Raw genomic sequence first — 15,981 nt, forward strand, 5'->3', positions numbered from 1 at the left:
GCCATGGCCAAAAAGCGCAGCACCACATCGGGTATCGAAATAAAGGAGGTTTATACCGGTCCATCGCATATGGATGAGTTGCCGGGTGAGTTTCCTTTTACCCGCGGTATTCAAAAGGATATGTACCGCGGCAAACCCTGGACCATGCGCCAATACGCCGGCTTCTCAACAGCCGAAGAATCAAACAAGCGGTACCACTATTTATTAAGCCAGGGTACAACCGGCCTATCGGTAGCGTTCGACCTGCCCACCCAGATAGGTTACGATAGTGACCATGAACTATCAGAAGGTGAAGTAGGCAAAGTAGGTGTAGCCATTGATTCGTTGCAGGATATGGAAATTCTGTTTGCTGGCATCCAGCTAAAGGATATCACTACCAGCATGACCATTAACGCCACCGCGGCAACCCTGCTGGCCATGTATATCGCGTTAGCAAAAAAACAAGGGGCCGATTTAACACAAATTTCCGGCACCATCCAAAACGATATATTAAAGGAGTACGCCGCCCGGGGTACTTATATATACCCGCCCACGCCATCCATGCGGCTAATCACCGATGTGTTTGAGTACTGTAGCAAGGAAGTCCCTAAATGGAATACCATATCCATATCGGGCTACCACATCCGCGAGGCGGGATCAACGGCCGTACAGGAATTGGCGTTTACCCTGGCCAATGGCAAAGCCTATTTAAAGGCCGCCCTTGAAAAGGGTTTGGATATTAATGTATTTGCCAAACGCCTTTCTTTCTTTTTTAACTGCCACAATAATTTTTTTGAAGAGATAGCCAAGTTTAGGGCCGCCAGGCGCATGTGGGCACATATCACCAAAGAATTAGGCGCTACAGACGAAGGTGCGCAAAAGCTAAGATTCCATACCCAAACCGGGGGATCGACATTAACGGCGCAACAGCCGTTTAATAATATCATCAGGGTGAGCAATCAGGCATTGGCAGCGGTATTGGGCGGTACGCAGTCATTACATACCAATGGTTACGACGAAGCCCTGTCCTTACCAACCGAAGCTGCCGCTAAAATAGCTCTGCGTACCCAGCAAATCATCGCTTTTGAAAGCGGGGTTACCGATACGGTCGATCCGCTGGCCGGCTCCTACTTTGTGGAAGCCCTAACCAACGATATTGAAGCCGCCGCGCAGCTATATATAGATAAGATAGATGCCCTGGGCGGCGCGGTGAAAGCCATTGAGCAGGATTACATTCAGCAGGAGATAGCAGCATCGGCTTATCAGTACCAAAACGACATTGAATGTGGAGAAAAAGTATTGGTAGGTGTTAATAAGTTTACCCAGCCCGAGGAGGCTCCCTCAAACGTTTTCAGGGTTGATGATGCTATCCGCCAGATGCAGGTAGAAAAAATAAAAAATCTCAAAAACAAAAGGGATAATGAGGCTGTTAAAGAAAACTTACAACTATTAAGAATAGCAGCTTTGGGCACAGAAAACTTAATGCCTTTAATAGTATCTTCGGTTGAAAGTTATGCTACCCTGGGGGAAATCGCTGATACACTGCGCGATGTTTTTGGGGAGTATTAGTATCGCAGATATGGCATTTGAAGCAGTGCGGACACCGTGCCATAATTAACAAAGACCAGCTTTTATTTTTATTAGGCACACCACCAGTGCTTTAGTTTTTTAGTGCAACATAAATGGTTAAAATGGCTCAACAATTGACCTCATTTTACCGTATAATTAGCATTAAAAAAACGCACTATTTCCATGATTTTGAGCAATTTAATTCATGGAAAAAATTTTAATTTTTAAATAATACAATTGCGTTTTTTATTGTCAAAAATTGCATTACATACAAAATTTATACTTAAAAACAACTTTTGTTAACAACTTGTGAAATGTTAAAAAAGTTGAAATTTAATTTTTTTATAAGCTTTTTTTGGCAATATTCGATGTTCCGTAGCAGGCTCATCTGGGTGGTAGCTGAGGGGTTGGAAATCAAATAATTACTTATATCTAATATGGAAAAAACTTGTACTAACGTTTGGAATAGCTGCCTTCAGATCATAAAGGACAACATACCGGCCCAGAGTTTTAAAACCTGGTTTGAGCCGATAAAAGCTTTAAGGATGGAAGGAAGCGTATTAACCATACAAGTGCCAAGTTTATTCTTTTACGAGTGGCTTGAAGAGCACTATGTAGGCTTGTTGCGCAAAACAATTAAAAAACAATTGGGCGACGAAGGGCGTTTGGAATACAATATTGTTGTTGAGCAATCATCATCAAGCAAACCATACACTACTAATATGCCATCGAACGGAAACGGAGCCGAGTCGAAAAACCAGTCTATGCCGATCCCGATCTCTATTAATAAGGATATCAAAAATCCGTTTGTGATCCCCGGCCTTAAAAAACTGAATGTAGACCCGCAATTAAACAGGAACTACACCTTCGAAAACTTTGTTGAGGGTGATTGTAACCGCCTGGCCCGCTCTGCAGGTTATGCCGTGGCTGCAAAACCCGGAGGCACCTCTTTTAACCCCTTAATGATATACGGCGGCGTTGGGTTAGGTAAAACTCACCTGGCGCAGGCTATAGGTAACGAAATTAAACGCTCGTTACCAGATAAGCTGGTACTATATGTATCGTGCGAGAAGTTTACCCAACAATTTGTTGACGCGTTAAAACACAATAACATTAACGATTTTGTGAACTTTTACCAGGCCATTGATGTACTGATCATGGATGATGTACACAACTTTGCCGGCAAAGAAAAAACACAGGATTTCTTCTTCCATATATTTAACCACCTGCATCAAAGCGGCAGGCAATTGATCATCACATCAGATAAAGCCCCTAAGGATCTGGCCGGTTTAGAAGAACGTTTGTTATCGAGGTTTAAATGGGGCCTATCGGCAGATTTGACCGTGCCCGATCTGGAAACCCGTATGGCTATCCTTAAAAATAAAATTTACCAGGATGGTATCGAGTTATCAAATGATGTGGTTGAATACGTAGCCCACAATATTGATAACAACGTACGTGAACTGGAAGGTGCCATGGTGTCCCTGTTAGCTCAATCAACCCTTAACCGTAAGGAGATTGATTTGAACCTTGCTAAACAAATGTTGAAAAACTTTGTGAAGAACTCTTCTAAAGAAATTTCGATGGAGTACATTCAAAGCCTGGTTTGCGAGTATTTTGAGGTACCTATTGAGATGGTGAAATCACAAACCCGCAAACGCGAAATAGTGCAGGCCCGTCAAATATCCATGTACCTGGCCAAGGCGCATACCAAAAGCTCATTAAAATCAATTGGTCATTTCTTTGGCGGTCGTGACCATTCTACCGTGATTTACGCCTGCCAAACCGTTGAGGATTTAATTGATACCGATAAGAAATTTAAAGGCTACGTTGCCGACATTCAGAAGAAACTGAAAATGTCATAACTGACCAGATAATCATATTACTAAAGCCCTGTATGTTTAACATGCAGGGCTTTTTTGTGAGTTGTTAGAAGTTGTAAAAATATATACCTACCCATGACGTTTTGTAAAAAAAGTTTGTCATTTTGAGGAACGAAGGATCTTCTTCGCCGTGCTAATTGCAGACTTTTATAGCGAAGAAGATTCTTCGTGCCTCATCAATGACAGGGTGGATAAGGTTGTTCTTACGTCATCCCCACCTTCAAAGTCCGCCGGATTTTACAACTCGCAATGACGGTTTTTTGTGCATAATGTTTTTATGAAATCGCTTTAAGCAGCTCCTTAGTTCGCCAGGTATATTTTTCCCTCCTTCATGATAAAGCTTACGTTTTTCATGGTTTTTATATCAGCCAGCGGGTCGCCGTCAACCGCTATGATATCGGCAAACTTCCCTTTGTTGATGCTGCCAATTTTTGAGCTAAGGCCCAATAATTCGGCGGCGCTGCTGGTTGCCGCTTTAATGGCTTCCATGGGCGGCATGCCGGCCTCAACCATATACTGAAACTCAATATAATTTTTGCCGTGCGCGTAAACGCCGGCATCGGTACCAAAAGCTATTTTAACACCTGCTTTATAAGCTTTGGTAAACGTTTGTTGTATCTGCGGACCAATCTCCAACGCCTTACGGGCAATTACTGGAGGAAAGAAGCCCGGAATGCGGGCCGAGTCGGCTACTGATTTACCGGCGATGATGGTTGGCACATACCAGGTGCCGTACTGCTTGGCCAGTTTCATGTCTTCGTCGTCCATAAAAGTGCCGTGTTCTATAGAGGTTACACCGCCTAATATCGCTCTGCGTATACCTTCGGCACCATGGGCGTGGCAGGCCACTTTAAGGCCGTAATCTTTGGCAGTTTCTACAACGGCCTTTATTTCATCAATGCTGAATTGCGCGCCAGATCCATCCTCGCTTAAATCCAATACCCCGCCGGTTGATGCTATTTTGATTACGTCCGATCCGCGTTTAAACTGGAGCCGCACCGCTTTTATCAGCTCGTCGCGACCATCGGCTACACCATCATCCGGACCCATGCGGTGGTTAAAGGCGTCGTCCCTGAACCCGTCAGATGGGTCCATATGCCCGCCGCTGGCCGATATTGCCCTGCCGGCGGTTATCACCCTTGGCCCATCAACCAAACCACGCCTTATAGCTTTGCGCAGGCTGATGTTTACACCGCTGCCACCCAAATCACGGACGGTGGTAAAGCCCGCCATTAACGTGCGTTTGGCAAATACCGACGCCTGGTAGGCAATATCGGCATCTGTTAAGGTAAATATCTCCGCGGTAGACTCTTTGCTGAATTGCAATTCAAGGTGTACATGGCAATCAATAAGGCCCGGCATTACCGTTTTGTTTTGCATGTTGATAAGCTTATCCGCACCGGTACCGGAGGTATAACCCTTTTGTATATCAATAATATTTTTGTCTTCAATAACAATAGTCATTTGGGTTTGGGCTGTGGCAGATGTGCCATCGATGAGTTTGCCGCATTGGATATAAGTTTTTTGGGCGAAGGCTGCTTGCGTGAAAAGCAGTGAAATGATGAGTAGTTTTTTATGCATAAGGATATTGGGTTGATATACAAGCTAATATAAGGTTTTTATTGAAGATATAGGTATGGCGGATTGGTAACAAAAAGCTTTTGTATGAATTAATTCTGTCCTTATTTAACCGTTAGTGGCACAGTTACTTAGTTGTCGAAATAAAAAAGCGTAGGGCGTGTGCGATTCCCTCCCTGGGGAAGGAGGGAGGTAGGGGTTTAATTAGCTATTCCTTACCATGGCGATGAATCGCTTGTAGAAACCCCTCCCTGCCTTTGCGCTCATTGCCAGCCTCACCCATCCCGTTGGGAGGGAACTGAAAGACTCAGGAAATCAACAACCATAACGTTGATACAAAAGCGTGCATCACCTGTACGTAATCGAACACCTGAATTAATTATTTTAATATAATTAATTGATTGTCTGTGTTTTAAATAAATGGCACATGTTTTATTCTATAAGGTTAGTAGTATATACGTTTTTACATCAAAACCAACCTATTGAACAACTTATGAACGTAGAGGATCACGTTTGGGAACTGGCAACAAAAAAACTGGCGGGAGAAGCTTCGGAAGAGGAACTGCACGAGCTGGATTTTTTATTGATAGAAAATCCCGAACTTAAAACCTCGCTAATGCTTATTTTTAACTGGTGGCAGGAAGAGCAACCCAACGCCGATGCAAACAGCTATTTGCTTTTTGACCGGATACTAAAAAACATAAAACCGGAAGTTGAGGCCGTGGCGCAAAATATACCTAAACTACAGCCTCCCGCCCCCGGGTATATAAACATAAAGAAACCCGTAATTAAAAAATCTGCTTTAATTAACATCGGTATGATTAAAAATTATTTAAAAGTTGCCATAAGGCAGCTACGCAAACAAAAAATGTACACTGCTATTAAAATTGGTGGCTTTGCTTTTAGTATCGCGGCCTGTTTGTTAATAGCGTTATACATTCGTGATGAGCTTAGTTTTGATAAAAACTACCCCGATGCCGACCGCATTTATCGCATTGCAGGGGCCTATAACCTGGACGGGATACATGACAAAGGGGTAGACTGGCCCGCTGTAATGGCCAAAACCGTTAAAAACAATTATCCCGAAGTAGAAAAGGCTGGTCGCCTGATGCCCAACTCGCTGTTTTGGGGTGCCGGTAGTAATGAGCTGAAAAGGGCCGATGGCGTGGAGAATACCCATGAGGATGGTTTTGCTTATGCCGATCAATCCTTATTAGAGATATTGAAAGTGCCGATAGTTTATGGCGACCTGGCGCACGCGCTCAGCGAGCCGCAAAGCATGGTGATTTCTAAAAGTAAGGCCGATAAATATTTCCCGGGGCAAAACCCGGTGGGTAAGGTAATGTACCTTAATAACAACAAAAGCAGGCCATACAAAATTGGCGCGGTAATGCAGGATTTTCCGGCTACTACGCATTTGCATTACAACTTTTTGCTTACCCTAACCGGTGTTCAGTTTTGGAATGGCGAGCAGGAAACCTGGGGAGCCAGTAATTACAGCGTATACCTGTTGCTTAAACCAGGTGCAGATGTTAAAAGCCTTGATAAAAAGATCACCGATGGTATCATCAAGGGCTATTACATCCCCGATATGAAAAAAGGCGGCGATAAAAACGCCGACCGGATAGCTGGTGCTTTAACCATGTTTTTGCAAAACATTAAAGATATTAACCTGCACTCCTATGATATTCATGATGGCATGTCGCACGGGGATATTAGGTTTGTTTGGTTGTTTGGCGCTGTGGCTGGTTTTATATTGCTGATAGCCTGTATCAATTTTATTAATTTATCTACCGCAAAATCGGCCAACAGGGCTAAGGAAGTTGGCTTGCGTAAGGTTGTGGGGTCGCAACGCAGGGGGCTTATTCAACAGTTTTTAACCGAGTCGTTATTATACAGCGTTTGTTCGTTTGTGTTGGGTTTGCTGCTGGCTGCGTTATTACTTCCGTACTTTAACCAATTGGCATCAAAATCATTGACAATGCCCTGGACGCAATGGTGGTTATTGCCAATCATACTGGCTTCGGCTGGGATTATTGGATTTGTAGCAGGTATCTACCCGGCATTTTATCTATCCAGCTTTAAACCTATCGAAGTATTAAAAGGCAAACTGGCTACCGGGAGTAAAAGTTCTTTTCTCCGCAATGGGCTGGTGGTTTTCCAATTTACCACATCAATTATATTGATCATTAGCACCGTGGTTATTTATAACCAGATGCATTATATCCTCAACAAAAAGGTAGGGTTTGAAAAAGACCAGGTACTGATGATCCAGGGAACAAACACCCTGGAAAACGAAGTGCTAAACTTTAAAAACGAACTATTGAAGCTATCTGCAGTAAAAAGCGCTACTGTAAGCGATTTCCTGCCGGTATCGGGCACCAAGCGTAATGGCAACGAATTTCATAACGAGGGCAGGCAAAAATTAGAAGCAGGTACCGGCGGTCAGTTTTGGGATGTGGATGCCGATTATATAAAAACCCTGGGCATGACCATAGTTGCCGGCCGTGACTTTAACCCTAAGCTTAAAACCGACTCGCAGGCGGTGATCATTAACCAAACCATGGCCGATAAATTGGGCCTTAAAGACCCTGTAGGTAAACGCATCAGCAATTATGGCGCTCCTGTACCTATTATTGGCGTAGTAAAGGATTTTAATTTTGAAAGCTTAAAAGGTACACTTGGTCCCCTGGTAATGCACCTGGGCAATAGTCCCTCTATCGTATCGGTGAAAATAAAAACCGGCGATTTAAAGGGCACACTTGCTCAAATTAACGCGGTATGGAAAAACTTTTCGCCAAACCAGCCCATCCGCTACACTTTTATGGATGAGCAATTTGCCAACATGTATGCCGATGTGCAGCGCATGGGTAGCATCTTTACCACCTTCGCGGTGTTGGCCATTATTATAGCCTGCCTTGGCCTGTTCGCCCTGGCCGCCTTTATGGCCGAGCAGCGCAGCAAAGAAATAGGCATCCGTAAGGTGCTGGGCGCAACCGTAAGCAATATTACTACCCTGCTTTCATTTGATTTTATCAAGCTGGTATTTATTGCCATCGTAGTGGCCTCGCCAATAGCCTGGTGGGCTATGAATAAGTGGCTGGAAGATTTTAACCCTACCAACCGCATCACCATCAGCTGGTGGATGTTTGCCCTGGCAGGTATAATGTCAATTGTGATAGCCATACTAACCGTAAGCTACCAAAGCATCAAAGCCGCGTTAATGAACCCGGTGAAGAGCTTGAAAGCTGAATAAGGAAGAGAGTCAAGAATTAAGAGTCAAGAATCAAGATATGAGAAAGTCATTCGGTCATTTGCTTTGCGTCATTAAGTCATTTTAAACTATTCAATGACTCAATGACCAAATGACTCAATGATTAGAGTGGTGAACCAATGAACTAATGAATCAGTGAACAATGTTAAAGAGTTATTTAAAAACCGCGTGGAGGTTTTTGTTAAAAAACAAAACCTTTAGTTTCATCAACATTATTGGCCTGGCTACGGGTACTTTGTGTTGTTTGTATATTTTGTTGTATGTGCAGGATCAGTACAATTATGATAAGCAGCACAAGGATGCCGCCAGTATTTACAGGCTTACTACCGATTTGGAACTTACCGGCGATAAGCACCATAGTGGGGCAAGCTCGCCGCCGATAACACCGGCTATTAAAAATGAGTTTGCCGAAGTGCAGCAATTTACCCGCGTGGTAACTACCGAAAAATTTGGTGCCAAGCAACATCTGCTGCGCTACAAGGAAAAATCGTTTTACGAGAAGGATGCTTTGTTTGTGGATTCTACTTTTTTCGATGTATTCACCTATCACTTTGTAAGTGGTAATGCCACCAAAGCATTAACAGAACCTTATTCAATAGTTTTATTTAAACCCGTTGCCGATAAACTTTTTGGCAGCGAGGATGCCGTTGGCAAAATGATATCTATCGAAAACGGTTTTGGCAAACACGATTATAAGGTGAGCGGTGTGGTTGATGAAAGTCTGGGTAAATCGCACATTCATGGTAATCTGTATGTATCCATGAATAGCGGCGGCTTTGGCGAGTCGGTGCGTAAAAACGATGCCTGGGCAGGTAATAACTTCTTATATGCCTATTTAAAATTAAGACCGGATGCAAGCGCTACTGCCCTTGAAAAAAAACTTCCCGATTTTTTGAATAAACATGCTGCCGACCAATTAAAAGCCATTGGCATGAAAAAGGTGTTGCATTTGCAACCTGTGTCGCAAATTCATACCACGCCGGGTTTTGAAAATGAATTAAGCAAAACCCTCGATCCTAAATTTTTATTCCTGCTGATATTAATAGCCGTGATGATCCAGGTGATTGCCTGTATCAATTTCATGAACCTATCAACAGCCCGTGCTTCAAAACGCGCCAAAGAAGTAGGTGTGCGTAAAGTGATAGGTGCTGGCAAAGGTGATTTGATCAAACAATTTTTAGGCGAATCGTTCCTGTTAGCTTTTATTGGCGTGGCTGTTGCTTTGCCATTGTTGATAGTGTTATTGCCTTACCTTAACCAAGTTACCAAAGCCGATATTCAGCTGGCGTTTTTTAGTAATTATAAAATATGGATAATGCTGCTAAGCTTAATTACGGTTACCGGTTTGGTTGCCGGTAGTTACCCGGCATTTTACCTATCGGCGTTTGAAGCTATAAAGGTTATCAAAGGTAATTTTACCAGTCAGGTATCGGCAACGGGCATCCGCAAATCATTGGTGGTTTTTCAATTTGTTTTATCTATAGTTTTAGTTTCTGGTATCATTATTATCTATAGTCAGCTAAACTACATCAAAAATAAGGACCTCGGTTTCGATAAAAACCAAAAACTGATCTTCAATTTTTACACCGAAGCCTCGCAGAAAAAGATGCCTGCGTTTACCAATGATCTCAAAGAATTATCGGAAGTAAAAGCGGTAAACAACGCCGATAACTATTTAGGGCAGTTTGTACCGCATGATCATGGCGTGTTCCTGGCGGGCGGTAACATGGCTGAGGCTGTTGACGCCCAAAACATCAATACCGATGAGCATTTTGTAAAAGCCAATGGTGTAAGCCTGATAGCTGGTCGCGATTTTAGGCTGAATGATACCAACCGCGTGTTGATTAATGAAACCCTGGCCAAACGCCTTGGATTGGATGTGCAAAAAGCACCCGGAACCAGGCTGTACAGCCAGTTCGATGGCAAACCCGCCACCTTTGTTGAAGTAGCCGGTGTAATGAAAAACTTTAATTACAATTCGTTGCACAGCGAGGTGCGTCCGTTTATGATGGTGTACCAGAATGATCCTAATTATTTCAATAGCATGGTAGTTTCTGTTGGCAGCAGCAACTATAAAGCATTGCTTGATAAAATGTCGGCGGTTTGGCATAAGGATTTCCCCGAAGTACCTTTTGAATACACTTTCCTGGATACCGAAGTACAAAAGCAATATGAAACCGAGATAACACTATCGCAGATCATCAATTCGTTTACGGCGGTTGCCATTGTAATTTCATGCCTTGGCTTGTTTGGCCTCGCCGCGTTTAGTGCCGAACAACGCAGCAAGGAAATAGGCATCCGCAAAGTATTAGGTGCAAGCGTAACCGGCATAGTACAATTGCTGTCTACAGATTTTTTAAAGCTGGTGATCATCGCTTTTGCAATAGCAACACCTTTAGCCTGGTGGGGAATGAGCAAGTGGCTACAGGATTTTGAATACCGCGTAACCATAAGCTGGTGGATGTTTGCCCTGGCAGGTATATTAGCGGGAGCAGTGGCCCTGTTCACCGTAAGTTTCCAAGCCATAAAAGCAGCCCTGATGAACCCGGTGAAAAGTTTAAAAGCAGAGTAGGAGAGAATCAAGAATTAAGAATCAAGAATCAAGACTTTTTTAATTAAGTCATTGGTCATTAATAAAAATGATGAGATACTTAGTATTTGAGTTTTGTTTTTTAGGACTTAGAAATTAGGATTTGAAATTTTATTTTTTAGGATTTAGAAATTAGGGTTTAGTGTTTAAATACAATGATTAAGAATTATTTAAAAATAGCCTGGCGAAACCTTATCCGTAATAAGGCGCATACGTTTATAAATATAGCGGGACTGTCTGTAGGGCTGGCTTGCAGTTTGCTCATTTTGCTTTGGGTGCAAAACGAAGTGGAGATAGACGCTTATCATGCAAACGGAAACCGTTTGTATTCGGTTTATGAGCGACAGTATTATGATAATAAAATTGTTGGTCAGTATAACACCCCCGGCCTATTGCCCGATGAAATAAAAAAGCAGGTTCCCGAAGTTGAGGCTGCTACGGGTATCTCTTACGGCGGCAATAATACCTTCCAGGTAGGGGATAAAATTTTAAAAATGGCAGGTGTTGGCGGAGGTGCCGATGTGTTTAAAATGTTTACCATTCCTTTGCTTGAAGGCAACGTGCAAACGGCTTTAAATACACCGGTAAGTATGGCCATATCCAACAAAATGGCTAAAGCTTTTTTTGGCAGCGCGCATGCGGCTATTGGCAAAACCATACGGTACGAAAACCGTAAGGATTTTAAAGTTACCGGCGTTTACCAGGATTTGCCCCAAATATCATCGCAACAATATGATTACATCATGAACTGGGATGCCTTTTTGGCCGATAACGACTGGGCAAAAAGCTGGGGCAATAATGGCCCATCAACAGTGATCATGTTACGTGCAGATGCCAACCCGGCCCTCGTGCAAAAAAAGCTTACCCATTTTTTAGATAACCTGAATAAATACCAGCGCAAAGGCGTTTTTACCGAAGAGCTGGGCATGCAGTTGTTTAAAGACGGCTACCTGCACAACAACTTTGAAAACGGCGAGTTTAAAGGCGGGCGTATTGAATACGTGCACCTGTTTACCATAGTGGCTGTTTTTATATTGCTGATAGCCTGTATCAACTTTATGAACCTAACCACAGCGCGGTCTGTTAAACGTGCTCGCGAGATTGGGGTGCGCAAAGTAGTAGGGGCCGTGCGGTCGGTACTCATTAAACAATTCATCGGCGAATCGATGCTGATCACACTGTTGGCGGTGGCGGTTTCTTTACTGCTATTGGTGCTTATACTGCCGGTGTTTAATCACATCACCCAAAAAGAAATAGAGCTGCCTTTTAACCAGGTTGGCTTTTGGTTAAAGTTAACAGGTATCACTTTGGCTACCGGCTTTATATCGGGCAGTTACCCTGCATTATTTTTATCATCGTTTAACCCCGTTACGGTTTTAAAAGGAACGCTTAAATTAAACACAGGTACTACCATGTTCCGCAAGGGTTTGGTGGTGTTCCAGTTTTTCCTTTCGGTGGTGATGATTACGGCTACCATCGTTATATCCAAACAAATGGATTATGTGCAATCAAAAAACCTGGGTTTTGATCGCGAAAATCTGATTTATATTCCCATGGGGGGCGACCTGATCAAAAAGTACGAAACCTTTAAAACCGAGGCCTTGCAAATGCCGGGTGTACAATCGGTAAGTCGCATTACCAATACTCCAACCGGGCTGGATAACGGTACCAGCGATGTGGACTGGGTGGGGAAAGACCATAGTGTTCAAATTCAATTCACCCAGGTATCGGTAGGCTACGATTTTGTAAAAACGATGAAGCTTAAGCTGGCCCAGGGACGCGATTTTTCAAGTGCCTACGGTACCGATTCGGTTGGATACCTGGTGAATGAAGCCGCTGCCAAAAGATTAAAATATACCAACCCAATAGGCAAGCCCTTAACCTTTTGGGGTAAAAAAGGGGAGATCATCGGCGTGTTAAAAGATTTTCATTTTGCATCCATGCATGAGCAAATCAAGCCGCTTATCATCAGGTATGGCGAGCAGGAAGGTTACGGTAATATCCTGGTGAAAACGCAGCCCGGCAAAACCCGCGAGGCGTTGGCCAGTATGGAGAAGCTTGCCAAGCAAATTAATCCGGCATTTCCGTTTACTTACACTTTTTCTGACGATGAGTACCAAAAGCTTTATCAAAACGAGCAGATAGTAAACAAGCTATCAAACGCCTTTGCTTTCCTGGCCATATTTATATCGTGCCTTGGTTTGTTGGGTCTGGCCATGTTTACTGCCGAACAGCGTGTTAAAGAGATTGGCATCCGCAAGGTATTAGGGGCAAGCGTTACTTCGCTTTTCGCCCTGTTGTCGTCAGAGTTTCTCGTGCTGGTGGTTATCTCGTTGTTTATAGCCTTACCGGTATCCTGGTACGCCATGACCGCCTGGCTGCGTGATTTTGCTTACCAAACGCCCATGCAATGGTGGGTATTCGCCCTGGCCGGCGCAATCATCATTGTAATAGCGATGATAACAGTAAGCTTCCAGGCCATCAAAGCGGTGCTGATAAACCCAATAAAAAGTTTGAGATCTGAATAAAAATAGAATCAAGAGTTAAGAGTCAAGATAGGAAATTAGTCATTAGGTCATTTGCTTTGCGTCATTAAGTCATTATTGAATTTTCAATGACTAGCTGATAAGACCAATGAACTAATGAACAAGTGAACCAATGAACCAACACTATGATAAGAAATTATTTAAAAATTGCCTGGCGTAACATTGTTAAAAGCAAAGGGCACACATTTATAAATGTGGCGGGGTTATCAATAGGTATGGCCGTGGCTATGTTGATAGGTTTGTGGATATGGGACGAATTATCGTTCAATAAGTATCATCAAAATTATGATCGCGTGGGCGAACTTATGACCACGCAAACGTCCAATGGGGAAGTGGTAACATTCCCTACAACGGTTGTACCTTTAAGCGAAGAGCTGCGCAGTAAGTATGGCAATGATTTTAAACTGACGGCCTTAACCTGGGCGGGCACACATATTATGGCCGTTGGCGATAAAAAGATCTCGCAAAACGGCACCTGGGCCGAGGCAGGTTTGCCGCAAATTTTATCGTTAAAAATGATAAAAGGTAATTATGCCGGTTTTAATGATCCTTCAAACTTCCTACTCTCACAATCGGTAGCTACGGCTTTATTTGGCGATGCCGACCCTATAAACAAGGTAGTGTGCATTGATAATAAAACAGATATGAAAGTGGCGGGTGTTTACGAGGATCTGCCTAAAAACACGTCGTTTTACAACACACAATTTATGTTGCCCTGGGCCAATAAAGCCAACTGGTGGAATATCCAAACCACCGCCTGGGGTAATCACGGCTGTAACCTGTATGTGCTGATGAATGAGCATGCCAATTTTGATAAGGTATCGGCCAAAATAAGAAACATCACCAAGCCTCATTTTAAAATGAACGATGAGGTAATGGCTGTACATCCCATGAGCAAATGGCACTTGTACAGCGAGTTTGTAAACGGCAAATCTGTTGGTGGTGCTATAAAATTTGTTTGGCTTTTTGGCCTGATAGGCATGTTTGTTTTATTACTGGCCTGTATTAATTTCATGAACTTGAGCACCGCCAAAAGCGAAAAACGGGCCAAAGAAGTAGGCATCCGTAAAGCAATCGGTTCGGTACGCGGGCAACTCATTAAGCAGTTTTTAAGCGAATCGTTATTGGTGGTTTTTTTAGCCCTGGGTTTAACTTTTATACTGGTGATATTGGCTTTACCCTACTTTAACCAAATTGCAGATAAGGATGTGCACATACCTTACACCAACGCCTTCTTTTGGGTAGGAACTTTAAGCTTTTCCATTTTTACAGGTTTATTATCAGGCAGTTACCCGGCGTTTTATTTATCGGCCTTTAACCCGGTAAAAGTGCTTAAGGGAACTTTTAAAGTGGGCAAGCTGGCATCGTTGCCACGTAAAATATTGGTGGTGGTGCAGTTTACCGTATCCATTGTTTTAATAATAGGTACCATCATTGTTTTAAGGCAAATCAATTACGCAAAAAACCGGCCTGTAGGTTACTCACGTGCGGGCTTAATCACCATTGAGATGAATACGCCGGATATTTACGGGCATTATGAAACCCTGCGTAACGATCTGCTCCAAACCGGCGCGGTAAGTGATATGGCCGAGGCAAATAGCCCAACTACGCAGATATGGTCAAACAATGGCGGCTTTGATTGGGAAGGCAAAACGCCGGGCCCCGACCCTACTTTTGGCACCATAGGCGTAACCTATGATTTTGGTAACACCGTAGGCTGGAAGGTTGTGGAAGGTCGCGACTTTTCAAGAAAATATGCCACAGATACCAGCGCCATCATCCTTAATCAATCGGCAGTAAAACTAAGCGGAATTAAAAATCCGGTAGGTAAACTGATGCGTTGGGGAGGTAAAAGTTATGTTATAGCCGGCGTGGTGAAAGATATGATCATGGAATCGCCATATAATAAAACCGTGGCTACCATATTTTTGATGAACCCTTATTGGGTAAATAACATCACCATCCGCATTAAGCCCAATATGCCCGTGCACGATGCGTTGGCTAAAATTGAAGGCGTGTTTAAAAGGTATAATCCCGGCAGTCCGTTTGATTTTAAGTTTAATGATGATGAATACGCCCGCAAGTTTGCTACCGAAGAACGGGTTGGTAACCTTGCCTCGGTATTTGCCGGTTTGGCCATCTTTATATCGTGCCTGGGCCTGTTTGGTTTAGCATCATTTGTAGCCGAGCAGCGTGTAAAAGAAATAGGGGTACGCAAAGTGCTTGGGGCATCGATAGTAAACCTGTGGCGCCTGTTATCGGCCGAATTTGTACTGTTGGTCACCATCAGCCTGTTAATAGCGGTGCCTGTGGCCTATTACTTTATGAATGGCTGGCTGCAACAGTATCAATATAAAGAAGGTATTACCTGGTGGATATTTGCCTTTGCCGGTATTGGCGCTATAGCCATTACCCTGGCAACAGTAAGTTTCCAGGCCATCAAAGCGGCCCTGGCCAACCCGGTGAAAAGCTTAAGGAGTGAATAAGAATAGAGTCAAGAATTAAGAGTCAAGAATCAAGATAGGGAATAGTCATTAGGTCATTTGCTTTGCGTCATTAGGT

The 15,981-nt window shown here is 43.4% G+C and carries 7 protein-coding genes; 6 read left to right on the forward strand and 1 reads right to left on the reverse strand.

What is annotated here, in order from left to right; genetic code table 11:
- Positions 1-3: 3 nt before the first annotated feature.
- Complete coding sequence (locus tag QWZ17_RS11680; protein WP_290305391.1) at positions 4-1,548, forward strand: acyl-CoA mutase large subunit family protein; 1,545 nt, start codon at positions 4-6, stop codon at positions 1,546-1,548.
- Positions 1,549-1,985: 437 nt separating this feature from the next.
- Positions 1,986-3,413 carry a chromosomal replication initiator protein DnaA gene (gene dnaA, locus QWZ17_RS11685; RefSeq protein WP_259093919.1) on the forward strand — a complete coding sequence of 476 codons (1,428 nt, stop codon included), beginning with the start codon at positions 1,986-1,988 and terminating at the stop codon, positions 3,411-3,413.
- A gap of 318 nt (positions 3,414-3,731) precedes the next feature.
- Here dnaA and QWZ17_RS11690 read toward each other — a convergent pair whose 3' ends face one another.
- On the reverse strand, positions 3,732-5,012 hold the full coding sequence (locus tag QWZ17_RS11690) for a metal-dependent hydrolase family protein (RefSeq protein ID WP_290305392.1): 1,281 nt from the start codon (positions 5,010-5,012) through the stop codon (positions 3,732-3,734).
- A 490-nt stretch (positions 5,013-5,502) separates the two neighbouring features.
- Between QWZ17_RS11690 and QWZ17_RS11695 the strand changes: the two genes are divergently transcribed.
- From QWZ17_RS11695 to QWZ17_RS11710, 4 genes are all read left to right on the forward strand, one after another.
- Positions 5,503-8,265 carry an ABC transporter permease gene (locus QWZ17_RS11695; protein WP_290305393.1) on the forward strand — a complete coding sequence of 921 codons (2,763 nt, stop codon included), beginning with the start codon at positions 5,503-5,505 and terminating at the stop codon, positions 8,263-8,265.
- 160 nt (positions 8,266-8,425) lie between these two features.
- Positions 8,426-10,855, forward strand: coding sequence for an ABC transporter permease (locus QWZ17_RS11700; RefSeq protein WP_290305394.1), 2,430 nt, complete (start codon positions 8,426-8,428; stop codon positions 10,853-10,855).
- 173 nt (positions 10,856-11,028) lie between these two features.
- Positions 11,029-13,401: an ABC transporter permease gene (locus QWZ17_RS11705; RefSeq protein ID WP_290305395.1), complete on the forward strand. Its 2,373-nt coding sequence runs from the start codon at positions 11,029-11,031 to the stop codon at positions 13,399-13,401.
- Positions 13,402-13,544: 143 nt separating this feature from the next.
- Positions 13,545-15,905, forward strand: coding sequence for an ABC transporter permease (locus QWZ17_RS11710; protein WP_290305396.1), 2,361 nt, complete (start codon positions 13,545-13,547; stop codon positions 15,903-15,905).
- Positions 15,906-15,981 lie beyond the last annotated feature (76 nt).

The organism is Mucilaginibacter flavus, from assembly GCF_030409315.1.
Taxonomy (GTDB): Bacteria; Bacteroidota; Bacteroidia; order Sphingobacteriales; family Sphingobacteriaceae; genus Mucilaginibacter; species Mucilaginibacter flavus.

Coding starts and splice junctions, on each gene's coding strand:
- QWZ17_RS11680 (WP_290305391.1), top strand. CDS start 4: ATGGCCAAAAAGCGCAGCACCACATCGGGTATCGAAATAAAGGAGGTT.
- dnaA (WP_259093919.1), top strand. CDS start 1,986: ATGGAAAAAACTTGTACTAACGTTTGGAATAGCTGCCTTCAGATCATA.
- QWZ17_RS11690 (WP_290305392.1), bottom strand. CDS start 5,012: ATGCATAAAAAACTACTCATCATTTCACTGCTTTTCACGCAAGCAGCC.
- QWZ17_RS11695 (WP_290305393.1), top strand. CDS start 5,503: ATGAACGTAGAGGATCACGTTTGGGAACTGGCAACAAAAAAACTGGCG.
- QWZ17_RS11700 (WP_290305394.1), top strand. CDS start 8,426: ATGTTAAAGAGTTATTTAAAAACCGCGTGGAGGTTTTTGTTAAAAAAC.
- QWZ17_RS11705 (WP_290305395.1), top strand. CDS start 11,029: ATGATTAAGAATTATTTAAAAATAGCCTGGCGAAACCTTATCCGTAAT.
- QWZ17_RS11710 (WP_290305396.1), top strand. CDS start 13,545: ATGATAAGAAATTATTTAAAAATTGCCTGGCGTAACATTGTTAAAAGC.